The following is a 25,799-nucleotide window of genomic DNA, read 5'->3' as shown; positions in this document are numbered from 1 at the left end:
TGTTTTTAAAGTGTCACAGTAAGCGTTTAAGTTAACTGTAGAGCTATCAATGGTTTCATATAACGCTTTGGGAGTAATTGTGGTTGAGCTATTCAGAACGCTGATAAGATGATTGACACTACTATCACTTAATCGGTTTAATAGCGTGCTATCATTATCAAGCATCTAGCAATGGTGCCCAAGCAAATAAGTAGAATTAAAGCGATAGGTATGTCTGAGAGTTTATTATTCCATAAAACATTCAATCACCCGACCAGTGATGAGTGGGTCGTTTTCGTCCACGGTGCTGGTGGGAGTTCGTCCATTTGGTTTAAACAGATCAAAGCTTACAAACAGCACTTTAATTTGTTGCTGATTGACTTGAGAGGTCACGGCAAATCCGACAATTTGTTAAAAGAGCTGATCAGTAACCGCTACACCTTCAAAGCGGTAACGCTCGATATTCTTAAAGTACTCGATCACCTAAAAATTCGTTCAGCGCACTTTGTTGGAATGTCTTTAGGAACCATTATCGTTCGAAATGTGGCTGAGTTGGCCGCAGAGCGTGTTCGTTCAATGGTACTCGGTGGTGCTGTAACGCGCTTGAATACGCGCTCTCAAGTCTTGGTTAAATTAGGTAACTTAAGTAAACATATTATCCCTTATATGTGGCTTTACAGCCTGTTTGCTTACATTGTTATGCCACAAAAGAGTCAGCGAGAGTCTAGACACCTTTTCATCCGCGAAGCGAAAAAGCTGTGTCAAAAGGAGTTTAAGCGCTGGTTTATTCTTACCGCTGACGTTAATCCGTTGATGCGTTACTTCAAAGAGCGAGAGCTACCTATTCCAACTTTGTATCTGATGGGAGAGCGTGACTACATGTTCATTAAGCCCGTTAAAGAGATGGTAGCGGCACATAAATCAAGTGAGCTGGTGGAAATTGCCAACTGTGGTCACGTTTGTAACGTGGAGCAACCCGAAGAGTTTAACCAGCGCTCTATTGAGTTTATTCAGAAGCAAATCAAATAATATGAGTGTGGCGAGCATCGTTTACTTGAATCTAATGAGATACAAAAAAACAGGAAGCGATTGCGCTTCCTGTTTTTTTTAGGGACTCGTTTTTACAAAACTTATGTTTCGGGGCAAGGTGAGCCACACTGCCAACAAGAGCCAAACTGGGCTTCGTTGACCTCGTGACACTGACTACAACGCCACTCTTCATAGATGATGGAATCTTGTTGCTTCTTATAAGCATTGATGAGATTTAGTGCTGCTGTTGCATCAGAAGGCTCGTAGAGCCACACATATGGGTCTGTTTCTTCAGAGAAAGGGATTTCCCCCTTTAAACCAAACAATCCTTCCCCACGTACTTCACAGGCAATTTTTTCACTCTCTAGAAGCCCACATATTATGTGAGCCTCTGTTGGGTTTGCAGCACTGAATATCTTCATCAATTTTCCTTATCTATTCCGCAACTGGCGCCGAACGAAACTTACCCATAATCCATTTTGCAGCGATTGGGAATACGCCAAGTAGTGCGAACGAAAGCAGTACAGAAGGGGATACGATGCCTGACAGCGAATCGATCTCTGCCAGCTGAGTACCAGCGTTTAGGTAGACTGCAGTACCAGGAAGCATTCCTAGTTGGCTAGTTAAATAGTAGCGCCCTACGGAGATAGGTGTTAAGCCCATCAATAAGTTAATTAAGAAAAACGGGAATACCGGAATCAAACGTAAAGAGAACAGGTAGAATGCGCCATCTTTTTCTACGCCTTGGTTAATGGTAGACAGCTTATCGCCAAACTTACCTTGCACCCAGTCACGCAGTAGAAAACGGCTACTCAAAAACGCTAGTGTTGCACCTATGGTACTTGCAAACGACACCAGTAATAAGCTAGTCCAGAAACCGAATAGAGCTGCTCCAAGCAGTGTGACCACAGCAGCGCCTGGGATAGAGAAAGCGGTAATCATGATATAGAGAATGAAGTAGGTTGCTGCCGCGACAACAAAGTTACTCTCTATGTAGTCATTAAGAAGTGCCTGCTGGGCTTTGGCATTTTCAAGTGTTAAGTACTGACCAAAGTTAACGGCTAGCAACACTATCGTGGCAATTAAAATTATGCCTAAAATCATTTTCTTACTCATGGGAGCGTCCCTTAATCTTTTGCTTATAGTTAGTATAGTTAGACAGGAGAAGGAAAGATTAACTTTCAAAAGAAAATAAAAAAAGCCACATTAATGTGGCTTTTTACAATTAAGTGATTTGGACCTAATTAATAGAGCTAATTAGCTCGTCGCGTCGTTGCTGAGGTATCACAGACCAATGAGTGCCGTTGATTGCACCTTCAAGCGCCCAAAGTAGCTCTAAGCTAACACTTGATGAATGAGACTCTTTAATGGCTTTGTATGCATTAACAGAACCTGACTCATACAAGCTCTCAACGGTATCGATCCCTGCTTTTTTCAACATACGCTCTGTGGCAAGTCGAAGGTTTGGCAAATCTTTCAATCGAGTCGGTTTCGCCGATGATTGGATTTGTTTCTCTTCTTTAGCACAGTTAAGGGAAGCTTTTGCCAGCTCAATAATACGTTCTTGAGTCTGCCAGAGGTCTTCTGGGAGGGCAAAATACTTAGTAACCACTGGGAATCCACGTTTTTTGTAAACGTAAGGTTCGAAGCCCTGTTGTTCAAATTGTGAAGTAGTATTCTTATCAGCTCGAATGTGCAACTGATTGTTTACGACCAATGCAAACATGGTGTCATCGGCAAAAAGGCCGAAACCGCCAAACATTGAGCGTGACTTTATTTTTCCAAGTGGCTCAAATAACTTCATTGAGTCCTTGAGTATCGGTTTATCCATATTGTTTATCTCGGTGTATTTGAATTACGCCACCAAATAAGCAGGTCCGAGAGATTAGCAAAATGTCGCAATAAAATTGTCAATAAGCCGTAAATTACTACTAAAGGTAGGAAATACTGCATTTTGCCATCGGTAACCCCGCTACCATACCAATAATGGGTTAGGCCGGAGGCTTTGCGTCTCACCCTTTCAAGTGATTTGCCCTGTGCGTGACTGTATAATCAAGAATAAAGTTTTTTGTTGAATGAGGTTCACACTTGTTACTCTAAAATGTGATCTTAATTCAGTTAATTGTTGCCTTGATATGCAACTGGGTTTTTATTTTTGACAAATAAAAAAAACGCACCAAAGGGTGCGTTTTATTAGATTTTTTTAAAGTTTACGTTATTTTAACGTTTTTACTGTCGCACGCTCAATGATCTCTGGATGCATCTCGAACACGCGTTTTTCGTGGTCTTTGTCTTTGATACGTTCTAGCAGGATTTCGAACGCGTTCTTACCGACACGACGTTTTGGTTGGTGAACGGTCGTCAACGGCGGTGAGAAGTACTCTGCCAACTCAATATTGTCGTAACCAATCACTGAAATATCTTCAGGGATCTTAATACCTTGTTGCTGTAGGCGGCTCATAAGACCAAGCGCCATCGTATCGTTAAAACAGAATACCGCAGTAGGGCGATTTTCCATTGCAGCGATTTTATCTGCAGCGATAACAGCCGTATCACACTCGAAGTTACCTTCAAGGATTAGGTTGTCATCCGCTTGAATGTCTGCCTCTGCAAGTGCACGACGGTAACCAGCGATACGTTCGACACATGCCGCTTTATCTAAGTGACCACTTAGACATGCAATACGTTCGTGTCCACGTTCAACTAGGTATTTAGTCGCTAGGTAGCCACCTTCTTCAGAGTTGTCGATGATCTTATCTGCTTGTGAACTTTCAGGACCCCAATCCATAACAACTTTTGGAATGTCTGCATGACGGTCAAGCATTTCACGAAGTTCTTCCGTTAGGTCAGAACACATTACTAAGATGCCATCAACACGCTTTTCAGCAAGCATTCGGATGTAGTCACGTTGCTTCTCGTAGATACCACCTGTGTTACATAGAATCAGCGTATAGCCTTGACGGTAACAGTAACTTTCCACACCATCGATCACTTCAGAGAAGAATAGGTTAGTTGATTGAGTTACTAACATACCGATTGTGCGTGTAGAGTTACATTTCAAACTACGAGCAACGGCACTTGGTGCATAATTTAATTCGTCTACGGCTTTGTTTACTTTTTCTTGAGTCGCTTCTGCTACGAAACGTGTCTTGTTGATCACGTGAGAAACGGTGGTTGTTGATACGCCAGCTAAGCGAGCGACATCTTTTATAGTTGCCATGGCTTTATCCTATTGATAGCTACTTCCTCAGCAGTACGGAGCAAGTAGCCGTTTTAAGCTACCAGAACAAGAGCTTAGAATGTGTAGGGCTCTCTCGGTACTAAAGTGCTAAAAAACAAAAAACCGCTAATGAGAGCGGCTTGTCTTAACACCGAAATGCTCTTAGCTAATTTAAAGCATAGCATTTCGAGAATGTTTCATATTTTATCGTTTGCGGTCACAATTTTAGACTGACTAGAAAATACTCGCAATAAAATTCACCCAGAAATCTGGGTGAATTGTCACATTCTACCTAAATTGTGCCTTTAGTCATTAGTGAATTTATTCACCAGCCAAATATTGCGCATCAAGCTTACAGAAAGCGGCTAGCAATTCTGCAACACAAGCGTAAAAACCAAACTCATCAAATTCACGGCATTTCGTTGCAAATTGTGGAACCCAGCTGAGAAGTTGTTGTTCAACAAATTCATGCTGTGCAGTGAAAGCTGCTTCTAATTCTTGCTCACTCTCGAGGTCGTTTGAACGAATGATAATGTTGCCGAGGAAATCCAACTGGATAGCTAGGTGGTCAGCAGGCTCTTTTAGGTCTTGATTTACGGCGATACCGTAAGACGCCATGATGGCTTCCATGTCTTGAGCTGGCTTGGCGTTCAGCAGACCGCTCTTGTCTAAGTAAATAGAAGCGTACGGTAGAGCACCGTATTTGTCTGACTTAAGGAACAACTCGCAAAAATCTGACGAAAGCTCCAGTTGAGCGTCTTCACGATTCTGCAGTCGGTTAAGCGCATCTACTAGATTATTGATTGCTGGCTTAAGCGTCTCATTGTCGCCAAGACCAGTTAAAAACGAGCGAATCTCAACCGAGTGGTAGTTATCCAGTTCTTCTTGAGTCAGCTCTTTTGCGAACAGGCTCGATAGCCACCAGTAGATTTCAGCTCGTTGTTCATTGAACGCTTTCGTTTCTTTCATCTCAATAATCCTAATATAGTCTTTCGTAATATCTGCGGTACGAAGGCTTGCTAACGGTTGTATTTGCTAATTGCAAAGTCACTCGTTAGTAGTAATGCCTATATTGAATTGCGATGGAGGTTAAATAGCAAGGTTTAAGATTGTCTTGTATCAAAAAAAATTCAGGTTTCTGGCTTTTATCTTGCGTACTACTAGAATTGTTACTAGTTATGAATAGAATAGTCACTGAAACTATTAAATAAGAAAAGTGGTGTAGATGAGCTATCACGTATTAGTCGTTGAAGATGATGTGGTAACCCGTAGTAAGCTGGTTGGATATTTCCAGAATGAGGGTTACACAGTAAGCGAAGCAGAAAGCGGCGCTCAAATGAGAAACGTTCTAGAAGAGAATAACGTTGACCTCATTATGCTGGACATCAACTTACCAGGCGAAGATGGATTGATGCTAACTCGCGAATTACGCAGTCAATCAGACATTGGGATTATTTTAGTTACTGGACGCACGGATAGCATCGACAAAATTGTAGGCCTAGAGATGGGCGCAGATGATTATGTTACTAAACCATTCGAACTTCGCGAGTTATTGGTTCGAGTGAAAAACCTACTTTGGCGAATTTCTGCTGCTCGCAAGTCACCAGCAGGTGCCGCTGAGCAGGCAGAAGACGAATCTATCGTTCGTTTTGGTGAGTGGACATTTGATATTCCACGCCGCGCACTGAGCAAAAACGGTGAGCCAGTGAAATTGACCAAAGCAGAATATGAGCTATTGGTTGCGCTGTCTTCGTACCCGAACCAAGTATTAAGCCGTGAGCGAATCTTAAATATGATTAGCCACCGTGTTGATGCGCCAAACGACCGTACCATTGACGTATTGATTCGTCGTATGCGTGCCAAGATGGAGTTTGATCCGAAGAACCCTCAAATCTTTGTGACGGTTCACGGTGAAGGTTACATGTTTGCTGGCGATTAACGCTCAGAATTAAAATGCTCAACAAGCGAAATTGAAAAAGCCGAGATATTCAATATCTCGGCTTTTTGTTTATGGAATCAGCTTGAAAAGAACATAGGCCATTAGTAATGGCCATCCATGTTATACAGCATTAAAGTGCTGGCTGTGCGCCGCTCGTTGGTATTGCACCAGAGGTTGTAGCATTCTCTTCTTCAAGCATCGATGGCTCGGAGATTACAACCGGTTCTTCCATCTCGGTGCTTTGGTTATCTAGCCAGTCGCGGAGTGATTGCCAAACTAAGCCCATCGTTTCGTGCCAGTAGCGCTCGGTTTGTTCCAAGTAAATTGCTTTTGGCATGTACTTGTTCCAAGGTTCTTCTATGCCTTCTTGAGCTAAGAAATTGGTTGGCGCAGGAATTGGTTTGATACCAGCGTCATGGAACTCGTTAAGAGCTCGCTGCATATGGTTAGCGGAAGTCACTAATACCATTCGCTTGTTTTTTACAAACGCTGCAGCCTGACGCGCTTCTTCCCATGTATCTTTGGCTGTCTCAAGCAAGATAATGTCAGGTTTGGCTACGCCTAATGCTAGGGCAACTTTGGCCATCATACGTGCGTTACTGACTTCAGTGCCACCACCATAGCCAGATAGAATCAACTTAGCACCCGGGTAGATTCGTTGAATGCGAATACCTTCACTCAGTCTCATTAGGCCAGTTCGGCTAAGTTCAGACGTTGGCGGGATTTGGTCATCCACCACATGGCCGCTGCCCAATACCATTACGTAATCGACAGGTTCATTAGTCGGTAAGAATGCGGTGTACTGGCGTTCCATTGGCATAAGAAGTTGGCTAGAAACGGGTTGGAACGCGATAAGGAAAATGCCACATAATGCAGACAGCGTGATAAGGCACCCTGTTTTACGTTTTGTAGTGAACATAACAAGGGCTAAGCCCAGAAAAGCGAGAATTAACATTGCTGGCAGTGGCATCAACAGTGAAGACACTACTTTTTTCAGCTCAAACATATCCGAATAGTCCGAAAAAACATCACTTAGTACTAAAAAGAGACATCGCCTCTTTATTCCTGAAATTCCTGTGACAGAATAGCAGGCACGATAGGACATGATAACTCAAGTAGCTGTGACTGAAGACCGTAATTTCGACGATATTGCCCACAAATTTGCAAAAAATATTTACGGCTCTGACAAAGGAGAGATCCGTCAGATCATCGTATGGGAAGATTTAGAGCAAGCGTTAAGCACATTCAAAACCGATGAATCACCTTTGCATATTCTGGATGCAGGAGGTGGTTTAGCTCAGATGTCGCAAAAGATAGCTGGCTTGGGGCACAAAGTGTTGCTGTGTGATCTTTCTTCTGAAATGTTGAAATTGGCACAGCAAGATATTGATAAAGCCGGCTTGCTTGAACAGTATCGATTCATTCACTCTCCGGTTCAAAACATTGCACAGCATATGGATGAGCCTGTGGACATGGTGATGTTCCATGCCGTGATGGAGTGGTTAGCCGATCCAAAAGAGGCTTTGGATATCCTGCTTGAGCAAGTTAAACCGGGTGGCGTGGCATCAATTATGTTTTACAACCATCACGGATTAGTCCTCAAAAATGTGATTTGTGGCAATATTCCTCATGTATTAAATGGGATGCCACATCGAAAACGGTTTAAGCTGCAACCTCAAAAAGGTTTGAAGCCTGAAGAAGTCTATCAATGGATAGAAGAGGCGGGTCTTGAGATTAAAGGAAAGTCGGGTATTCGCTCGTTTAGCGATTACATAGGTAACATGGAATACATGGGCGACTATCAATTCGAAGACGTGCTTGAGCTTGAGAAGCAGCTATGTCGCCAAGAGCCTTACCTCTCTTTAGGTCGTTATATTCACGTTTGGGCGCAAAAACCAAAATAAAAAAGCGGAGAATGTGATACAAGAGTTGCCATCGCATTCCTAGGCTACAGTCGACAACCTGATAGCCCGCGTTATAAAGAAAAGGCGTAACATCGACATCTGTTCGGTGTTACAAAGAACAGTAACAGGAACCACAATGAGTGAAATGACTCAAACTGCCGAAGAGCAGCCAATTGATGAGTTGGTGGGCTGGGTCAAGCAGCATGATTTTTCATTAAATTTGCCGCCTGAGCGATTGGCATTTCTAATTGCTATCGCAGTACTAAGCAACGAAAGGTTCGATGAAGAGTTAGGTGAGGGTGAACTGCACGACGCGTTTACCATTGTCACTCGTCTGTTCGAAGATACCGGCGAAGCCTCAGCGTTTCGCGCAAACAACGCAATCAATGAACTGGTAAAACAGAAATTGATTAGCCGTTTTACCAGCGAAATTACCGATGGCGCGAGCATTTATCGTCTATCGCCGCTCGCAATTAGTATTTCAGATTACTACCTACGTCACCGCCAATTCTCAAAGTTAAAACTATCGATTCAACTATCGATGGTTGCTGACGAGATGGCGAAGGCCATTGAAGCCGCACAAAAAGGCGGAACGCCGGGCCACTGGCGTAAAAACGTTTATGGCGTCCTAAAATACTCAGTTGGTGAGATCTTTGACCAAATCGATCTTAACCAACGTGTAATGGATGAGCAGCAACAGACTGTTAAACAGCAGATTGCGGACCTTCTTAACAAAGATTGGCGTGAAGCGATCAATAACTGTGAAGCTCTGTTATCTGAAACCTCTGCAACGTTAAAAGAGCTTCAAGATACCTTACAAGCGGCTGGTGATGAGCTACAAACACAGATTCTTGATATCCAAGAGATTGTTTATGGTGATGACGAGCTAGAGTTCGTTGGTGAAACCCTATTCGGTCTGCAGATGAAGCTAGACCGAATCACAAGTTGGGGCCAGCAAGCCATAGATCTATGGATTGGTTACGACCGCCACGTACATAAGTTTATTCGTACTGCCATCGATATGGATAAGAACCGCGCGTTCAGCCAACGACTGCGTCAGTCGGTAACCGATTATTTTGATGCACCGTGGCTATTGACGTATGCCGATGCTGAGAAGCTCACAGACCTACGTGATGAGGCTCTAGTGCTTCGTGACGATGAGGTAATGGGTCAAGCGCCACTCGATGTAGAGTACGAAGAATTTGAACAAGTGAACGATTACCTCTCAGATAGAATTGCTGAGATGTTGAAGGTTCACAAACAGCAAGGGACGCCAATCGACCTTGGCCTAGTACTGCGAGACTACCTTGCAGAACACCCACGCACACACCATTTTGATTTAGCCAGAATTGTTGTCGACCAAGCGGTGCGCTTAGGTTACTCAGAGTCTGACTATCAGGCGATCCAGCCTGATTGGCAGGCAATCAACGATTTCGGTGCAAAGGTACAAGCAAATGTCATTAACAAGTACTGATGATTACATGCCAGAGAAACTGGTAAAAGCGATTGCGAACCCACTGTTCCCAGCGCTTGATAGCATGCTGCGTTCAGGTAAGCATATTTCAACAGAAGATCTAGATAATCACGCACTGTTGTCGGACTTCGAACTGGAACTTCAACAGTTTTATCAACGCTACAATACCGAGTTGGTAAAAGCGCCAGAGGGCTTCTTCTACCTACGTCCTCGTTCAACCTCTTTGATTGGCCGAAGCGTACTATCAGAGCTCGATATGCTGGTGGGTAAGGTGTTGTGTTTCCTTTACCTAAGCCCTGAGCGCTTGGCCCATGAAGGTATCTTCACCAACCAAGAGCTGTTCGAAGAGTTGATGGCTCTTGCTGATGAAAAGAAACTGATGAAGCTGGCAACCAACCGTGCTTCTGGTTCTGATTTAGACAAAGAGAAACTGTTCGAAAAAGTGAGAACGTCTCTACGTCGTCTACGCCGTATCGGCATGCTTATCTCCATCGGTGAAACGGGTAAATTCCGTATTAGTGAAGCGGTATTCCGCTTTGGTGCGGATGTACGCGTTGGTGACGATATGCGCGAAGCACAACTGCGCCTAATCCGTGACGGTGAAGCCGTGGTTCATACTCAAGAACCAAACCAAGGTAGCTTGCTTAACGAAGAGCAAGAAGAGGCAGAACAAGATGCTCAACAAGACATTTTCGGTGACGAAATCATGAGCAACGAACAGAAAAAAGAAGAAGGTGAAGCATGATTGAAAGAGGTAAGTATCAATCGCTAACCATGGTTAACTGGAACGGCTTCTTCGCACGTACTTTTGACATTGATGGCTTGGTGACAACCCTTTCTGGCGGTAATGGTGCGGGTAAATCGACTACGATGGCCGCGTTTATCACGGCATTGATCCCTGACCAGACGCTTCTTCATTTCCGAAACACAACGGAAGCGGGTAGCTCACAGTCATCTCGAGATAAAGGATTATACGGTAAGCTACAACCGGGTGCGTGTTATGCCGCGCTTGATGTGGTTAACTCGCGAAATCAGCGCCTATTGTTTGCGGTTAAGCTTCAACAAGTAGCGGGCCGTGACAAAAAAGTAGACATCAAGCCGTTCCTAATTCAAGGCCTTCCAAGCCATGTGAAGCCAACGGATGTACTGATTGAAAACGTATCAGACAGCCATGCGCGCGTATGTCAGCTTAATGATGTAAAAGCAGCGGTTGCTCAGTACGAAGGTGCTCACTTTAAAGCGTTCTCTTCTATCGTTGATTACCACGCTCAAATGTTCGAGTTTGGTGTTGTGCCTAAGAAGCTGCGTAACAGTGGCGACCGTTCTAAGTTCTACCGTCTGATTGAAGCATCTCTGTACGGTGGTATCTCAAGTGCAATTACGCGTTCATTACGTGATTACCTATTGCCACAAAACGGTGGCGTAAAGAAAGCCTTCCAAGACATGGAATCGGCGCTACGCGAAAACCGAATGACACTAGAAGCGATCAAGACAACACAGTCGGATCGTGATTTGTTCAAACACTTGATCACAGAGTCAACTAATTACGTGGCAGCAGACTACATGCGCCATGCGAACGATCGTCGCAATAAGCTTGATCAGACGATGAAGCTACGTGGTGAGCTGTTCGGCTCTCGTGAAACCTTGCTTGAACAGAATAACTTGCTTAATCGAGTGCAAGAAGAGCTTGAGCTGCTAGTTGAACAAGAATCTTCGCTTGAACAAGATTACCAAGCGGCTTCAGACCACCTACAACTTGTACAAACGGCGCTGCGCCAACAAGAGAAGATTGAGCGTTATAGCGAAGATCTTGAAGAGCTTAGCGAGCGTCTAGAAGAGCAGATGATGGTCGTTGAAGAGGCGCAAGAGCGCGTTCTTCTTGCTGAAGAGCAGGCGACCATGACTGAAGAAGAAGTGGATAGCCTGAAAACCCAGCTTGCGGATTACCAACAGGCCCTAGACGTTCAGCAGACTCGTGCCTTGCAGTACCAACAAGCGGTACAAGCGTTGGAGAAAACCAAACAGTTATTGGATGATGAGTCTATTACTGCGGAAGGCGCATTGACGCTGGTTTCTGACCTTAAGGCACAAGAAGAACAGAGCACACAAACTCTACTTGCGACTAAGCACAAACTGGATATGTCGTCAGCGGCGTCTGCTCAGTTTGAAAAAGCACTGTCTCTCGTAAAAAGCATTGTAGGTACGGTAGAGCGTAGTGAAGCATCACAAGCGGCTAAACAAGCGCTTGATAAAGGTCGTAACGCAAAACACATTGTTGAAAACGAACAGCAATGGCGAGCTCAGCATCGTGATATGGCTCGTGATGTAGCGCAACAGCGTCAAGCAAAAGAGCTGGCTGAAGAGTACCAGAAGCAACACAACACTCAGCTGAATGATGAAGCGGTCTTTGAAGAAGAACGTGAACGTCATGCAATGCAGATCGAAACGCTTGAATATGCTCAAGAAGAGTTGCGTGAAGCGAAGAGTGAAAAGCGTCGTGTACAGCATAGCCACGATCAAGAGATTCAAAAGCTTGAAGCGATTGCACCTGCGTGGATTACAGCAAATGACGCACTAGATAGTCTTCGTGAGCAAACGGACGCTGAACTTGAAGATAGCCAAGCTGTGATGACTCAAATGCAGCAAGTGCTTGAAGATGAAAAAGCACAGTCTGTCGCGAAAGATCAATTGGCAAAACGTCGCAGCGAACTCGAACTTGAGATTGAGCGTCTGGCTTCACCTGGTGGTTCAAACGATCCTCGTTTGAAAGGCCTAGCAGATACTCTAGGCGGCGTACTTCTGTCAGAGATCTACGATGATATAACGATCGACGACGCACCATATTTCAGCGCAATGTACGGTCCTGCTCGTCACGCGATTGTGGTTTCTGATCTTGACGGCATCAAAGAGAAGCTGGTGGATCTTGAAGATTGCCCAGAAGATCTGTACATCCTTGAGGGCGACGTTGATGCGTTTGACGACAGCTCATTCAATGCTGACGAACTCGAAGGCGCAGTGTGTGTTCAATTGAACGATCGCCAAATGCGTTACTCACGCTTCCCAGATATCCCGTTGTTTGGTCGTGCGGCACGTGAACAGCGTCTAGAGAAGCTGCGCGAAGAGCGTGATGTAGTCGTTGAAAACCATGCGAAAGCTGCCTTTGACTCTCAGAAGCTAAATCGTCTGTACCAAGCGTTTAATACGTTTGTTGCGAAACACCTGCATGTAGCATTCAATGCTGATCCTGAGCAGGCGTTGGCATCGGTACGTGATAAGCGTAACCAAATTGTTCGTGCCCTAGCGGAGTTGGATGCGAAAGAGCAGCAGCAACGTAGTCAGCTTGCACAGAGCAAACAGGCATTAGCCGCTTTAGACAAGCTAGCACCTATGGTTCGTATTTTAGAAGACGACACCTTAGCAGAGCGCTTGGCTGAGCTAGAAGCGCAACTGGAGCGTTTAGGCGAAGCGAAATCTTACCTGAGCAATCACGGTAAAGCGCTGCAAAACCTAGAGCAAATCGTCACTGCCCTAGATGCAGACCCAGAGCAGTTTGATGCACTGGAAGCGGAATACAAGCAAGCAGACCAAGCACTGCAAGCCTTGAAGGCAAAGGTGTTTGCACTGTCTGATCTGATTGAACGTCGTCACTATTTTGCTTACTCAGACTCAGTAGATTTGCTGAACAAGAGCAGCGAATTGAGCGAGCAGCTAAAAGCGAAACTGGTTCAAGCTGAACAAGCACGTGCTAAAGGTCGTGATGGCTTGAAGCAAGCTCGTGAGCAAATGAACCAATACAACCAAGTATTGGCGGCTCTGAAGAGTTCACACCAAGCGAAACTAGAAACGGTTCAAGAGTTCAAACAAGAACTTCAAGAGTACGGTGTGAATGCCGACGAAGGTGCTCAAGAGCGCGCTGTTCGTCGTCGTGATGAACTGCAAGAGCGTTTGCATACGTCACGTAGTCGTAAGAGCGAATACGAGCGCACCATCACTTCAACTGAGCTTGAGATGAAGTCTCTGGCTAAACGTCTGAAGAAAGTACAGAAAGAGTACGTTGAGCTGCGCACTTTTGTGGTTGCAGCAAAAGCGGGTTGGTGTTCAGTACTTCGTTTAGCTCGTGAAAACGATGTTGAGCGTCGCCTACACAAGCGTGAGCTGGCTTACCTGTCGGCTGGTGAACTGCGTTCTATGTCGGATAAATCTTTGGGTGCACTGCGTTTAGCTGTTGCCGATAATGATGATCTGCGTGATGCACTGCGTCTGTCGGAAGACAATGCGCACCCAGAGCGTAAGGTTCTATTCTACATCGCTGTGTACCAACACCTACGTGAGCGTATCCGTCAAGACATTATCCATACTGATGATCCAGTAGAAGCGATCGAAGAGATGGAAGTGGAGCTTGCCCGACTGACGGAAGAGCTAACACAACGTGAAAACCGCTTAGCGATCAGCTCTGAGTCGGTAGCAAGCATCATTAAGAAGACGATTCAGCGTGAGCAGAACCGAATTCGAATGCTTAACCAAGGTCTATCGAATATCTACTTCGGTCAGGTTAAGGGCGTTCGCTTGAATGTGAAGATCCGTGAGAGTCATGAGATTTTGTTGACTGGTCTTGCTTCTCAACAGGAGCAGCACAAAGATCTGTTTGAAAGTTCTCGCTTCACTTTTTCTGAAGCAATGGCGAAGCTGTTCCAGCGTGTTAACCCACATATCGATATGGGCCAACGCTCACCACAAGTACTAGGTGAAGAGCTGCTTGATTACCGTAACTACCTAGAGCTAAGCGTTGAAGTAAACCGTGGTTCAGATGGTTGGTTACAAGCGGAGTCAGGCGCGCTATCAACAGGTGAGGCGATCGGTACTGGTCAATCTATCTTATTGATGGTTGTTCAAAGCTGGGAAGAAGAGTCACGTCGCCTGCGCAGCAAAGATATTGTTCCATGTCGCCTACTGTTCTTGGATGAGGCAGCGCGTCTGGATGCGAAGTCTATCTCTACTCTGTTTGAGCTGTGTGACCGTCTTGGCATGCAACTTCTAATTGCAGCGCCGGAGAATATCAGTCCAGAAAAGGGTACAACCTACAAACTTGTTCGTAAGGTATTTAAAGATCACGAACACGTACACGTTGTAGGGTTGCGCGGCTTTGCTCAAAACAGAACAGAGTCACCAGTTCAAGAACTGATAGAAGAAGCGTAACAAGCGCCAGTGAATAGCAAATAATAGATAACTAAGCCCCTTTTCGAAGGGGCTTTTTTGTGTCCTAAATAGCCCTCACTAAATCCCTTCATACTTTATGGTTAATATCAATGGAACGAGTTTGCGGTCACACGCACAAAACCACAAATAATGTATGGTAATAGTAACCATGATGAAATATTAATAATATTGTATTACTTAATTGTTCGTTTAGATGCTGTGTAAGGAAGGTTCACTATGATTCAGATTGTGATTGACGGTAAATACCGCATTGTCGAGCAGGGGCAAACTGTGCTCGAGGCTGCGAATACGTGTGGTGTTGATATTCCATCGCTGTGTGGATTGAACCGCTCCGGAGAAAAGATACCTTGTGACCTATGCGTTGTTGAGGTTGAAAGTGGAGGAATGCAACGAGCCTGTGAACTGGACGTCTACCAAGGTTTAACCGTTAACACGCAGTCTGAGCAAATCAGTCAACATCGCCATCGCGCGCTAAATCGAATCATGTCTGATCACTACGCTGATTGTGAAGCTCCTTGTCAGACGGCTTGTCCTGCTGGCGTTGACATCCAATCCTACCTGTATCACATCGCTCAAAATGACTCGTTGAAGGCGATAGAGGTCATCAAACAAACCTTACCGATGCCATTGTCAATTGGCCGCGTATGCCCAGCTTTCTGTGAAACTGAATGTCGCCGAAACTTAGTTGACGACTCAATTGCGATACGTCAGTTAAAACGCCACGCTGCGGATATCGATTTAGAAGCGCAAGAAAGCTACACACCACCGAAGAAACCGGACAATGGAAAGCGGGTCGCGATTGTGGGAGGTGGGCCGGGTGGGTTGACGGCAGGCTACTATTTGGCGAATGAAGGCTATCAAGTTGTTGTTTATGAGTCGATGCCTAAAGCTGGTGGCTGGTTGCGTTATGGTATTCCTGAGTACCGTCTACCAAAGTCAATTCTCGACAAAGAAATTGAGTTGATGTGCCGTAACGGAATGGTGATTGAATGCGATAAGAAGCTTGGTGAAGACTTTTCGCTGTCGAGTCTATCGCAAGACTTTGATGCGGTTTGTTTAGCCGTTGGGGCTTCCAGTGCAGTAGAGATGAATTATACGGGTAGCGATTTAGAGGGTTGTTACCTCGGTGTCGACTATCTGAAGGATTACGTCACTGATCAACAATATACAACAGGCAAAAAAGTGGCGGTCATCGGTGGCGGTAACACCGCGATAGACTGTGCTAGAACGGCGGTCAGAGCTGGGGCTGAGACAACACTGATTTATCGTCGGACTCGAGGCGAGATGCCAGCCGAAGATTACGAAATCGAAGAAGCTGAACACGAGGGTGTTAAATTCCACTTTCTGACCAACCCTGCGGAAAACCTCGCAGACGAAAATGGTCGCGTCAAAGCGATTCGTTTAGAGAGAATGGAACTCGGGGCGCCAGATGCTTCGGGACGACGAAGCCCCAAAGCAACCGGAGAGTTTTTCACAGAAGCATTCGACACTGTGATTGCAGCGGTATCCCAAAAGCCAGACTTGAGCTTCATGACCGATGAGTCTTTAGAAATTCCACTCACTCGTTGGAATACTGCTGATGTCAACCCAGATACCATGCACACAGGGGTAGGCAATATCTTCAGTATTGGCGATTTTAGACGTGGGCCTGCAACAGCGGTTGAGGCTGTTGGAGATGGTCGTATTGTCGCTCAGGCGATTGACCGTTTCTTCAGCGGCACTATGACACAGTTACCTGTGAAGCCTTTCAATTCACGCAAAGAGAAGCAGTTAAAAGCGGTCGAGCGGCAACAATATAAAGCGATACAGAGTGTCGCGCGAAAGATTATGCCTGAGCTGAGCGCAGAGCAGCGTGAACAGAGCTTTGATGAAGTTGAACTCGGTTTCACCAACGCCGATGCGATTGAAGAAGCGCAACGTTGCCTAGAGTGTGGTTGCCAAGCGAACACTCAGTGTGACCTGCGAGACTACGCGACAGAATACCAAGCTGTGCAAACATTCAATAATTATAAGGTCGATGTTACGGATGACGCGGTCTGGCAAGCAGTAAAAGCTAAGCAAGGGAATAGTAGCCAGCAACCAAGACATAAGTTTGAAGTGGATGCGAGTTCAGAGTTCATCGTCTTTGATGCCAATCGATGTATCAGCTGTGGTCAGTGTATTCAAGCGTGCAGAGAGCAGAATGTTCATGGTGTCTTAAGCTTCATGTGTGCACAAAATGGGAAGCCAAGCTCTAGGCCTGAGCTTAGACCGAATTTTGGTCCGAATCAGACGCTAATGGGCGACTCTAATTGCGTTCAGTGTGGCGCTTGTGTTCAAGCGTGCCCGACGGGAGCAATGGTGGATGCGAGATACAAACAGCAAGGCTCTGTTGAGCAACTACAAAAAGTCGACACCATCTGCACCTATTGTGGTGTGGGTTGCAAGCTCACTATGCATGTTGACGAATCGGTGAATAAGATTCGATATGTGGAAGGGGCTAACTCGCCAGTCAATGAAGGCATGTTATGTGTTAAAGGTCGTTTCGGGTTTGATTTCGTCGGTAGTGACGAGCGACTTACGACACCTTTGATTCGTAAAGATGGTTGGCTACAACCTGCTAGCTGGGAGGAAGCTATTCGTTTGGTTGCCGATAAGTTTTCCGCTATTAAGAAAGGGGTTGGCAGTCAGGCGCTAGCGGGCTTCTCTTCAGCAAAAACCACTAATGAGGACAACTACGCTTTTCAAAAATTCATCCGTCGAGAGCTGGGCACAAACAACGTCGATCATTGTGCACGCCTTTGCCATGCCTCCACAGTCACCGGGCTTGAGGCGTCACTGGGCAGCGGTGCGATGACTAATGATATTCCGAGTATCAAACACTCCGATGTTATCTTTATTATCGGCTCGGATACCACATCGGCACACCCGATCATTGGCTCTCACATTAAGCAGGCCGTGCGACATGGTGGTGCACGATTGATTGTTGCTGATCCTAAGCGCATCGATATCGCCGACCACGCCGAACTTTATCTAGCTCATCGACCAGGGACTGACGTGATGCTGCTTAACGGTGTGATGCAGCAGATCATAAAGCATGGTTGGTATGATCAAGAGTACATTGATGAGCGTGTCGATGGCTTTGATACCCTATTACAAGAGGTGATGTCACCAAGCTATTCATTAGAAAAGGTTGAGCTCGTAACAGGCGTAAAAGCGGAAGACATTTTTGCAATGGCGCGCCTAATCGGTACTGCTGAACGCACAGCTGTTTATTACTCAATGGGTATCACTCAGCACACGACAGGACACGATAACGTGCGCTCGATTGCTAACTTGCAATTGCTGTGTGGCAACATTGGTATCGAAGGAGGCGGCATTAATCCGCTGCGCGGTCAGTCAAACGTGCAGGGGGCTTGTGACATGGGGGCGTTGCCAAACAACCTACCGGGTTATCAAAAGGTCTACAATCCACTGGTTCGTAAGAAATTTGAGATGGAATGGGATGTTGCTGAACTGCCTGCTGAGAGCGGTTTAACACTCACTGAAATCATTGATGGTGCGTGTAATCGTGAAGTCCGTGGACTGTATGTGATGGGGGAAAACCCAGTACTGAGTGATCCAAACCAAGCCCATGTGATTGAGGGGCTAGAAGCGCTCGATTTTCTGGTCGTGCAAGATATCTTTCTGACTGAAACGGCTCAATACGCGGATGTTGTCCTGCCATCATGCTCATTTGCTGAAAAGTCTGGCCATTTCACCAACACGGAGCGTCGTGTGCAGCGTATCAATCCTGCGGTAAAACCGCCGGGTGAGGCGAAAGAGGATTGGGCAATCATTCAAATGCTGGCCAATGCCATGGGCAGCAATTGGAATTATCAGTCAGTAGCAGATATTACCAATGAGATTGCTCGTGTAACACCACAATATGGCGGATTACGTTGGGAGAACATTACGATAAACGGCATTCAGTGGCCAAGTAACAAAAACAATCCTGATGGCACTCGTATTATGCACCAAACTCAGTTTACGCGTGGGAGAGGGCAGATGGAGGCGATTCCATTTAGATACGCTGCAGAGTTGCCAGACGAAGAGTATCCTCTAGTACTGACTACAGGACGTATCCTTGAGCAATTCCATACTGGGACTATGACTCGTAAAACGAAAGGGTTGGATAATTTGGCGGGGCCTAGAGCAATGATCAGTGTGCATGATGCTGAGGCGCTCAATATCAACAATGGTCAGATGCTGAAGGTATCAACACGTCGTGGCGAAATTGAGATCGCTGCATTTGTTACTAAGCGTATGCAGAAAGGTGTAGTGTTTATTCCGTTCCACTTTGTGGAGTCACCAGTGAATCGTCTCACAACAACAGCAACAGACCCACATGCGAAGATCCCTGAGTTTAAAGTCGCAGCTGTTAAGATAGAGCCCGTATTCACTGAGCAGAGTATTCACGCGTGATGTTTGAAAGTACCTAAAAATACAGAACACAAAAAAGCCGCATAGTCTGACTATGCGGCTTTCGTTTTATTTGATAACACTAATGTCGTTGTTACTTTTGACTGCGGCTGCTCTTATTCGACGTGTACACCAAACTGCTTAGCAGCATATGCGACACGCTCAGCGGGTTTCGGGTACTCAGCCGGTGTGCCCAAGTTTTCGATGTGATGAAGACGTGGCAGCAACCCAGCGCCGTTAGCAATCTGAATCGCCAGCCCCGGACGAGCGTTCAATTCAAGTACCATCGGCCCCTCTTCCTCATCAAGTACCATATCGGTACCCATGTAACCAAGGCCTGTCATTTCCCAAGCACTAGAAGCTAGAGTCAGCAACTTTTCCCAGTGAGGGACTTGCAGTAGGGCAAGCTCTTTACCTGTATCTGGGTGATGGGTGACGGGTTGGTCAAATTGCACGGCTCGTACAGCTTTACCAGTGGCAATATCAATGCCCACGCCTACCGCACCTTGGTGAAGGTTAGCTTTACCATCGGAAGCCGATGTTGATAGACGCATCATTGCCATTACAGGGTAGCCTTTGAATACGATGATACGTACGTCAGGCACCCCTTCGTAACTAAAACCATCAAAGCAGCTGTCGAACTTAATTAAGTTCTCAACCACCGCCACATCGTTTTTACCACCTAACGAGAACAGTCCCGCAAGTGCATTACTGATGTGGCGCTCAACGTCCTCTTTACCAATCGTCGAACCGGAAGGTTTGGTATAAACACCGTCTTTGTGAGAGGTGATAACCAAGATACCTTTACCACCACTCCCTTGTGCAGGTTTGATTACAAAACCTGGCCAGTCTTGAACCATCTTGTGGATAGTCTTCACTTCCGCCTGATGACCAATCACACCAATCAGTTTAGGTACGGTAGCACCCGCTTGTTCAGCGATGATTTTGGTTTTTAGCTTGTCATCCACCAAAGGGTATTTGGAGCGATCATTATAGCGACCAATGTAACTATGGTTACGCTTGTTCATCCCCATAATGCCTTTGTCTTTCAACTTAAACGGCGATGTAAACTGTTCAAACATAACTTAATCCTCCGCTAGCGGTTTAAAGCGACGTAGCTCAGTTAAGCGGTAACCTGTGTAAGTACCTAGTAGTAAGATGCCGCCTAGGACAATAAGTTGTAGACCAATAAAGTTAAACGTTAAGTGCTGAATGAACGGGTTGGTCATTGCCAAGTAAACAAGAACAGCAGTCAGTAGCGAGCCACCACCTTGTAGCACAACCTCTTTTGCACCTTCTTCTTCCCAAAGGATAGACATACGTTCGATAGTCCAAGAAAGGATGATCATTGGGAAGAACGTAATCGATAGACCTTCAGTTAAACCAACCTTGAACGCGACAACCGTAAAGATAGAAATAATCATGATTACGGTGATAATTACCGCGGATATCCGTGCGACCAGCAACAAGTTAAGTTTGGATAGATAGCTACGAATTACTAGACCCGTACCAACAATAAGTAGGAAACCGACAATACCGGTCACCAGCTGTGTCTGTACGAACGCTACAGCAATCAGAACAGGCATGAAGGTACCTGATGTCTTCAAGCCGACGATAACACGTAAGAACACAACAATAAGCGCACCAATTGGAATCAGCATGATGGTCTTAAACATCGCTTGTTCTTCAAGTGGTAAGCTGTGGATCGAAAGGTTCAGTAGTTGGTCAGCTGAAATCTTGCTGTTGGTCGCCTCAGTTGGAGTCACCTCTTGAGCAATCATTGAGAAGTGAACTTTACTGTTTTGACCGCCGACAACGTCTAGTAGTGAAACGTTCGATTCATCCCAGATCAATAGGTTTGGCTGAACTTGTTGTTGGCTAGATTCTGGAGAGAAAAGCACCCATTGGTTTTTGTCCCAAATCTGAATCATATGTTGGATAGATTGGCGACGACGGCCATCTTCTAATTCGATAACACCAACAACCTTTGAGTGGATTCCAGCAAAAGAAAGTAACTTGTGTGCTGCTTCCACTTTATCCATGTTGTTAAGGATAAGCGCTGAGTTTTGGCTGTCTGGATCGTTAAGTGTTTTAACAAGCTCACGAGTGAAGGTGAGGTTGTCTGCAGAGCGCTGAGTTGCGCGGTCGATAAGGGCTTTCGCTGCTGCTTCTTCAGGGCCGTCAAAGCTTGGCGTTGCCACTTCACCTTCTGGTGGTACGGCATTAACTTGCGCTTGAGGGTCAACTAAGAATTGAGTTTTGTAGTAAATTGTCTGTGCGCCGCTAGCGTGACGGATAGACCACTCAGCTCGACGACCAGTGTCGGTCGTCACGTAAGAGATACCATAGCCTGGTGAGGAAGCGGATTCGCCGATGAGTGTGTAGTTTGATTGTGTGTGTGGAGCCGCTAGCGATACTTTCGCTTCTTGGTCCATGGCGTTGAACTCGATTCGAGCCTCAACGTCCCACACTTGTCGGGTTTCCCCTGGCGTCCATGGCACGCCGTAGGTCGTGTGTCTGAACACACTCAATGCAATGCCGGCTACGATGAGTAGCACGATCGAAATATAAAATGGGATTCTTGACGTCATAGCTTACCCTACTATTGTTATTTATCTTCCGTTTGTACGTACTTTTTACTTACATCCACTAGAGCGATGTCTTTGATAAATTCACGCCCTAGTAATACAGGGTGACTCATTTGAGAGCGATCCGCCAATGTAAATTGCGCTTTTTCATGGATTTTTCCAACTTTCACCCATAATTCGATCACAGCTCGACGTTCTGTCTCGTCGCTGGTTGATTGGCGAATCTTCACGTAGCGTACAACGGGTGCTTCAATCCACTTTTGAACTTCTGCTGGTTGCGATTTATCAGCTAGGTGAAACTTCACCCAGTTCTTGCCATTGCGCTCAAATTCTTTGATATCTACTGCATTCAACGACGACGTTGTGGCGCCTGTATCTACGCGAGCATCAAACTTCTGCTTGATTGACTCAATCGTAACTTTTTCAATGGCACCGAGAATGGTTGGTTGCTCGTTTGAAACAACTGGGACTCGAGTGACAATCACTTCTTCCTCTTCGATCTCTTCGACCTGTTGTTTTTCTAGAGTAGTTAGGTGAACTTCAACTTCATTGGATAAAGCAATGATTTCTTCTTCTAGACTCTCGATGTAGTCACTTTGATTGCTAAGTTGAAGCTCTAAGTTTTGAACTTTATTTGCGATGTTTGTCTCTGATTGAGCGATAGCATCCAGAGTTTCTTGATGATAAGCCGCACCGTTAGTGAGAGTACAGCCAGAGAGCAAACCAACCGCCAGAATAGGCGATAATCGCTTAAACATATAAAAACCTTTGAAATTAGAAAATAGTTCAGACTATTGAATAGTTTAGCCCACAAAAAAGGATGCGTGAAGCATCCTAATGTTAGCGTCCGGTCATATTGACAGGCTATGTTTGCCTACAGCCAATTATCATTCGACGAAATAGCTCATTCATTGAGCACTCTGCGGATTTTATCCAATTTCGAGTCTTCTTTCGTCAAATGCTTGTCAGCGTCTTTGGTTTTTCAACGCTTAAGGCTTAGTTGCCACCAAAACGGCTCGGCGTGGTGCTGGGTGACCTTCAACTGTTTTACTTGGGTCATTTGGATCCAAGTAATCAGGTAGTGAGTTGTGCGTCATCCATTCGGTAGTGCGTTGCTCACCAACTGTTGTTACGTTTTCATCGACAATACGTACGTCTTTAAAGCCAACTTGCTCTAGCCAGCGCTTTAGAGCACGAGCCGATGGGAAGAAGTATACGTTACGCATTTGTGCATAGCGGTCTACTGGCACAAGTACCGCGTTTTCATCACCTTCGATAACCAAAGTTTCTAGCACTAGCTCACCACCAGAAACCAACTGATCTTTAAGTTGGATTAGATGATCAAGAGGAGAGCGACGGTGGTAGAGCACGCCCATGCTAAATACCGTATCGAATGCTTCCAGTTTTGGTAATTGCTCAATGCCGAGTGGCAACAGGTGTGCACGCTGGTCGCCACCCATTAGTTTACGAATTGCTTCGAACTGAATTAAGAACAGGTGAGAAGGGTCGATACCGACAGTCAGTCGCGCGCCTTCACCCAACATACGCCACATGTGGTAGCCGTTACCGCAACCAACATCAAGTACGCTGCGGTTTTTCAATGGTGTGATGTGCGGAAGAACACGGTCCCATTTCCAGTCGCTGCGCCACTCAGTATCAATATGAATACCGTGAACCGTGTACGGACCTTTGCGCCATGGGTGGAACGTTTTCAGCAGGTTTTCTAGCTTCTTCAGCTCGCCGTCATGAAATGGTGTGTCGTTAGTCAGCGTTACAGAGTTCTTTAGGTCAACTTGATCCGGTGCACCTTGTGGAATCTTGTTTAAAGCACGCAGCCAGCGGTCGAAGTCACCGTGCTCCGCATTTTGCCAATCCGTTAACTGTTGAGGAAGAATATTCAGCCAAGGTTGCAGGCGCGTATCTTGGGCAATGAGTTGGTAAAAATTGGCAAAATTAAACATAGTTTTTCACTGAGTTAATCAGGGTCTAAAAACCCTAAAGTAAAATTTAAAATTGTCATTCCCTACAGTGAGGGACGAACATGGTAGGGAATCTTCGTTCTATCGCATCGGATTTGTGATCCCCAACTCGCTCGTTCCTCGTTCTTGAGGATGACGCTTTGATACGAGTTATTTGTGTCGTGCTTTCAAAATTGGCGTCAAATAGACAGCTACTTGACCGCAAACATCGAGCCGAAGTTAAAGCACTGGAACCAAACTTCGTGGCTAGAGAATCCAATCTTATCGAAGCGCTCTTTGTGCATCTGAATCGAGTCTGGGCGCATCACGTTTTCGATGGCGCTACGCTTTTGGCTCACTTCCAACTCGCTATAACCGTTTGCACGCTTAAAGTCGTGGTGCAGGTCAATCAGTAGTTCATTTGCGTTCTCATCTTCAAAGACGTACTTTTCAGACAAGATAAGCACACCACCAGGACGAAGACCCGCGTAGATCTTCTCTAGTAGAGCGAAGCGATCTTCTGGCGAAAGAAACTGCAGCGTGAAGTTGAGTACGACCACGGAAGCATCAGTAATTTCAATTTCTCGAATGTCCGCTTCAATCACTTCTACAGGGGTATCACTACGGTAAGCATTAACGTGAAGCTTACAACGCTCTACCATGGCTTCCGAGTTATCGACTGCGTAAATTGTACAGCCTTCTTGCTGAATGTGACGGCGCATAGACAGTGTCGCAGCACCCAAAGAACAACCTAGGTCGTAGATATTTGAGTGTGGTTTCACAAAGCGCTCAGCCATCATGCCGATAGCAGAAATGATGTTGCTGTAGCCTGGAACGGAGCGTTGAATCATATCTGGGAATACTTCTGCAACCCTTGCATCAAAGGTGAAATCACCAATTTTATCAATAGGAGCGGAAAAGATAGTGTCTTTGTTGCTCATAGCGTTCTCTCTCGACAGTCAGCAAATCAGCAGGCTTTCGCATGCTGAATAAAAGGGGGCGTATTTTACGTAAAAAATGTCACTGTGTCACGAAAACTCAGGTTTCACTGCCAATACAAATCGCTAATGGTTTAGTTAGAACATGCTGATTTGCGTATCGCCCTTGTTAGCCGGGAATTCGGAGAGCGGCGGTAACTTGATATTGGGATACTGCTGACATTGCTCGATAAGCTGTTTGTATATTGTTGCCGCCAGTTCTGGAGCATGATCGTTGTCGGGAGTGTGAATCATTAAATAAGGCTGTTTTCCTTCTGCTATCCATGTTGGAAGTTTGGATAGCCAAGGCTTGAAAAACTCTAAGTTGGGCTGCTCGTCGTGCTGGCCAATAAAGCGAATCATTGGGTTGTCAGATGTCGCGATTGCATGCACAGGCACACGAGGTTTTTTCTTGTGTGCATCAATAATTGCCTCAGTCGTTGGTGCTGCAGCAAATACTGGGCGACTGTCCATAATGATGCGATTGATGTTCTCTTCAACTAACCATTGATTAAAGCGCTTTTCGTCGTTGCTTTTATCAAAAAAGCCAAGGTGGCGCACTTCTACGCCGAGTTTCATCTCTTTCGGGAAGAGTTTGCAAAACTGTTGCAGCACAGGCAGTGATTCTGGCTCGAACTGGTGAGGCAACTGAATCGTCCATTGACCAATACGTTCATGAAGTGGTGACATGATTTGTAGGAACTCTTTCAACTCAGATTGGCAGTGTCTGAGCTGCTGCTGATGGGTGATGAATTTCGGCAACTTAAATGTAAATCGAAAGTCATCATGGCTTGCGCTGCGCCAATTGTTTACAGTCGTAATTGAAGGGGTTGCATAGAAGGTAGTATTACCTTCAACGGTATGAAAAACATGACAATATTTCTCTAGTCTTTCTGCAGGTTTGGTGCCTTTTCCATAGAATTGGCTCTGCCACTCTGAGTGTGACCACATAGTCAGTCCGAGTCTTAAAGGTAATCTTGTCATGGTATCTAAAAGTGCTTTGGTTGCTTTAATCAAAAACACTCTACGAGACTTTTGCTGACTTGGGTACTTTCAATATATAATTAGCGCAAT

19 protein-coding genes and 1 riboswitch are annotated in these 25,799 nt (G+C 45.6%); of the genes, 7 read left to right on the top strand and 12 right to left on the bottom strand.

The genetic code is table 11. From position 1 onward, the window contains the following. Nucleotides 1-210 precede the first annotated feature (210 nt). The gene (locus VFDL14_RS19185) at nt 211-1,008 is read left to right on the top strand and encodes an alpha/beta fold hydrolase (RefSeq protein WP_032549440.1); all 798 of its coding nucleotides are present in this window, start codon (nt 211-213) and stop codon (nt 1,006-1,008) included. 101 nt (nt 1,009-1,109) lie between these two features. On the opposite strand, the gene VFDL14_RS19190 is transcribed toward VFDL14_RS19185, so the two are convergent. From VFDL14_RS19190 to torD, 5 genes are all read right to left on the bottom strand, one after another. Continuing rightward, nucleotides 1,110-1,430 (bottom strand): putative signal transducing protein, encoded by a 321-nt coding sequence (locus tag VFDL14_RS19190; protein ID WP_032549439.1) that lies wholly within the window; start codon nt 1,428-1,430, stop codon nt 1,110-1,112. A 13-nt stretch (nt 1,431-1,443) separates the two neighbouring features. Beyond that, a complete protein-coding gene (locus VFDL14_RS19195) occupies nt 1,444-2,124 on the bottom strand; it encodes a TVP38/TMEM64 family protein (protein WP_032549437.1) in 681 nt (226 codons plus the stop codon). A 124-nt stretch (nt 2,125-2,248) separates the two neighbouring features. Next, the gene (locus VFDL14_RS19200) at nt 2,249-2,839 is read right to left on the bottom strand and encodes a TfoX/Sxy family DNA transformation protein (protein ID WP_032549436.1); all 591 of its coding nucleotides are present in this window, start codon (nt 2,837-2,839) and stop codon (nt 2,249-2,251) included. A gap of 128 nt (nt 2,840-2,967) precedes the next feature. Continuing rightward, a riboswitch (cyclic di-GMP riboswitch) is annotated at nt 2,968-3,052 on the bottom strand. 171 nt (nt 3,053-3,223) lie between these two features. Continuing rightward, the gene (gene purR / locus VFDL14_RS19205; RefSeq protein ID WP_032549435.1) at nt 3,224-4,228 is read right to left on the bottom strand and encodes an HTH-type transcriptional repressor PurR; all 1,005 of its coding nucleotides are present in this window, start codon (nt 4,226-4,228) and stop codon (nt 3,224-3,226) included. A gap of 321 nt (nt 4,229-4,549) precedes the next feature. Then, nucleotides 4,550-5,197: a molecular chaperone TorD gene (gene torD, locus VFDL14_RS19210; RefSeq protein ID WP_032549434.1), complete on the bottom strand. Its 648-nt coding sequence runs from the start codon at nt 5,195-5,197 to the stop codon at nt 4,550-4,552. Between the two features lie 256 nt (nt 5,198-5,453). On the opposite strand from torD, the gene torR reads away from it, so the two are divergent. Next, nucleotides 5,454-6,167: a two-component system response regulator TorR gene (torR, locus tag VFDL14_RS19215; protein ID WP_032549433.1), complete on the top strand. Its 714-nt coding sequence runs from the start codon at nt 5,454-5,456 to the stop codon at nt 6,165-6,167. A gap of 130 nt (nt 6,168-6,297) precedes the next feature. Here torR and elyC read toward each other — a convergent pair whose 3' ends face one another. After that, on the bottom strand, nt 6,298-7,173 hold the full coding sequence (elyC, locus tag VFDL14_RS19220) for an envelope biogenesis factor ElyC (RefSeq protein WP_050487322.1): 876 nt from the start codon (nt 7,171-7,173) through the stop codon (nt 6,298-6,300). Between the two features lie 115 nt (nt 7,174-7,288). Between elyC and cmoM the strand changes: the two genes are divergently transcribed. The 5 genes from cmoM (at nt 7,289) to fdhF (ending at nt 19,205) form a co-directional block, all read left to right on the top strand. Continuing rightward, nucleotides 7,289-8,071: a tRNA uridine 5-oxyacetic acid(34) methyltransferase CmoM gene (cmoM, locus tag VFDL14_RS19225; protein ID WP_032549745.1), complete on the top strand. Its 783-nt coding sequence runs from the start codon at nt 7,289-7,291 to the stop codon at nt 8,069-8,071. A gap of 136 nt (nt 8,072-8,207) precedes the next feature. Continuing rightward, nucleotides 8,208-9,545, top strand: a complete 1,338-nt coding sequence (gene mukF / locus VFDL14_RS19230) for a chromosome partition protein MukF (protein WP_032549431.1) — start codon at nt 8,208-8,210, stop codon at nt 9,543-9,545. Continuing rightward, nucleotides 9,526-10,290: a chromosome partition protein MukE gene (mukE, locus tag VFDL14_RS19235; RefSeq protein ID WP_032549429.1), complete on the top strand. Its 765-nt coding sequence runs from the start codon at nt 9,526-9,528 to the stop codon at nt 10,288-10,290. The genes mukF and mukE overlap by 20 nt, the downstream gene beginning before the upstream one ends. Beyond that, on the top strand, nt 10,287-14,741 hold the full coding sequence (gene mukB, locus VFDL14_RS19240) for a chromosome partition protein MukB (RefSeq protein WP_032549428.1): 4,455 nt from the start codon (nt 10,287-10,289) through the stop codon (nt 14,739-14,741). Before mukE ends, mukB begins: the two co-directional genes overlap by 4 nt. 237 nt (nt 14,742-14,978) lie before the next feature. Beyond that, complete coding sequence (fdhF, locus tag VFDL14_RS19245) at nt 14,979-19,205, top strand: formate dehydrogenase subunit alpha (RefSeq protein WP_032549427.1); 4,227 nt, start codon at nt 14,979-14,981, stop codon at nt 19,203-19,205. Between the two features lie 113 nt (nt 19,206-19,318). On the opposite strand, the gene VFDL14_RS19250 is transcribed toward fdhF, so the two are convergent. The 6 genes from VFDL14_RS19250 to VFDL14_RS19275 all read right to left on the bottom strand — a co-directional run bounded on the left by VFDL14_RS19250 (nt 19,319) and on the right by VFDL14_RS19275 (nt 25,709). Then, nucleotides 19,319-20,284 carry an alpha-L-glutamate ligase-like protein gene (locus VFDL14_RS19250; RefSeq protein ID WP_032549426.1) on the bottom strand — a complete coding sequence of 322 codons (966 nt, stop codon included), beginning with the start codon at nt 20,282-20,284 and terminating at the stop codon, nt 19,319-19,321. A gap of 3 nt (nt 20,285-20,287) precedes the next feature. Continuing rightward, the gene (locus tag VFDL14_RS19255) at nt 20,288-21,793 is read right to left on the bottom strand and encodes an inactive transglutaminase family protein (RefSeq protein ID WP_032549424.1); all 1,506 of its coding nucleotides are present in this window, start codon (nt 21,791-21,793) and stop codon (nt 20,288-20,290) included. A gap of 17 nt (nt 21,794-21,810) precedes the next feature. Then, a complete protein-coding gene (locus VFDL14_RS19260) occupies nt 21,811-22,548 on the bottom strand; it encodes an ATP-dependent zinc protease (protein ID WP_032549423.1) in 738 nt (245 codons plus the stop codon). A 231-nt stretch (nt 22,549-22,779) separates the two neighbouring features. Next, the gene (gene cmoB, locus VFDL14_RS19265; RefSeq protein ID WP_032549422.1) at nt 22,780-23,751 is read right to left on the bottom strand and encodes a tRNA 5-methoxyuridine(34)/uridine 5-oxyacetic acid(34) synthase CmoB; all 972 of its coding nucleotides are present in this window, start codon (nt 23,749-23,751) and stop codon (nt 22,780-22,782) included. 209 nt (nt 23,752-23,960) lie between these two features. Then, nucleotides 23,961-24,689: a carboxy-S-adenosyl-L-methionine synthase CmoA gene (cmoA, locus tag VFDL14_RS19270; protein WP_032549420.1), complete on the bottom strand. Its 729-nt coding sequence runs from the start codon at nt 24,687-24,689 to the stop codon at nt 23,961-23,963. A 135-nt stretch (nt 24,690-24,824) separates the two neighbouring features. After that, nucleotides 24,825-25,709: a DUF72 domain-containing protein gene (locus VFDL14_RS19275; RefSeq protein ID WP_032549744.1), complete on the bottom strand. Its 885-nt coding sequence runs from the start codon at nt 25,707-25,709 to the stop codon at nt 24,825-24,827. Nucleotides 25,710-25,799 lie beyond the last annotated feature (90 nt).

The organism is Vibrio fortis (assembly GCF_000695685.1).
Taxonomy (GTDB): domain Bacteria; phylum Pseudomonadota; class Gammaproteobacteria; order Enterobacterales; family Vibrionaceae; genus Vibrio; species Vibrio fortis_A.
Note: the sequence above shows the minus strand (reverse complement) of the source record. Positions and strands in the feature narration are given on the sequence as shown.

Excerpts from the sequence above, each read along its gene's own strand:
- purR (WP_032549435.1), bottom strand. The coding sequence starts at position 4,228 with ATGGCAACTATAAAAGATGTCGCTCGCTTAGCTGGCGTATCAACAACC.
- VFDL14_RS19250 (WP_032549426.1), bottom strand. The coding sequence starts at position 20,284 with ATGTTTGAACAGTTTACATCGCCGTTTAAGTTGAAAGACAAAGGCATT.
- VFDL14_RS19190 (WP_032549439.1), bottom strand. The coding sequence starts at position 1,430 with ATGAAGATATTCAGTGCTGCAAACCCAACAGAGGCTCACATAATATGT.
- elyC (WP_050487322.1), bottom strand. The coding sequence starts at position 7,173 with ATGTTTGAGCTGAAAAAAGTAGTGTCTTCACTGTTGATGCCACTGCCA.
- mukF (WP_032549431.1), top strand. The coding sequence starts at position 8,208 with ATGAGTGAAATGACTCAAACTGCCGAAGAGCAGCCAATTGATGAGTTG.
- cmoA (WP_032549420.1), bottom strand. The coding sequence starts at position 24,689 with ATGAGCAACAAAGACACTATCTTTTCCGCTCCTATTGATAAAATTGGT.
- fdhF (WP_032549427.1), top strand. The coding sequence starts at position 14,979 with ATGATTCAGATTGTGATTGACGGTAAATACCGCATTGTCGAGCAGGGG.
- VFDL14_RS19185 (WP_032549440.1), top strand. The coding sequence starts at position 211 with ATGTCTGAGAGTTTATTATTCCATAAAACATTCAATCACCCGACCAGT.
- mukE (WP_032549429.1), top strand. The coding sequence starts at position 9,526 with ATGTCATTAACAAGTACTGATGATTACATGCCAGAGAAACTGGTAAAA.
- cmoB (WP_032549422.1), bottom strand. The coding sequence starts at position 23,751 with ATGTTTAATTTTGCCAATTTTTACCAACTCATTGCCCAAGATACGCGC.
- VFDL14_RS19255 (WP_032549424.1), bottom strand. The coding sequence starts at position 21,793 with ATGACGTCAAGAATCCCATTTTATATTTCGATCGTGCTACTCATCGTA.
- VFDL14_RS19275 (WP_032549744.1), bottom strand. The coding sequence starts at position 25,709 with ATGACAAGATTACCTTTAAGACTCGGACTGACTATGTGGTCACACTCA.
- torD (WP_032549434.1), bottom strand. The coding sequence starts at position 5,197 with ATGAAAGAAACGAAAGCGTTCAATGAACAACGAGCTGAAATCTACTGG.
- VFDL14_RS19200 (WP_032549436.1), bottom strand. The coding sequence starts at position 2,839 with ATGGATAAACCGATACTCAAGGACTCAATGAAGTTATTTGAGCCACTT.
- VFDL14_RS19195 (WP_032549437.1), bottom strand. The coding sequence starts at position 2,124 with ATGAGTAAGAAAATGATTTTAGGCATAATTTTAATTGCCACGATAGTG.
- VFDL14_RS19260 (WP_032549423.1), bottom strand. The coding sequence starts at position 22,548 with ATGTTTAAGCGATTATCGCCTATTCTGGCGGTTGGTTTGCTCTCTGGC.
- torR (WP_032549433.1), top strand. The coding sequence starts at position 5,454 with ATGAGCTATCACGTATTAGTCGTTGAAGATGATGTGGTAACCCGTAGT.
- mukB (WP_032549428.1), top strand. The coding sequence starts at position 10,287 with ATGATTGAAAGAGGTAAGTATCAATCGCTAACCATGGTTAACTGGAAC.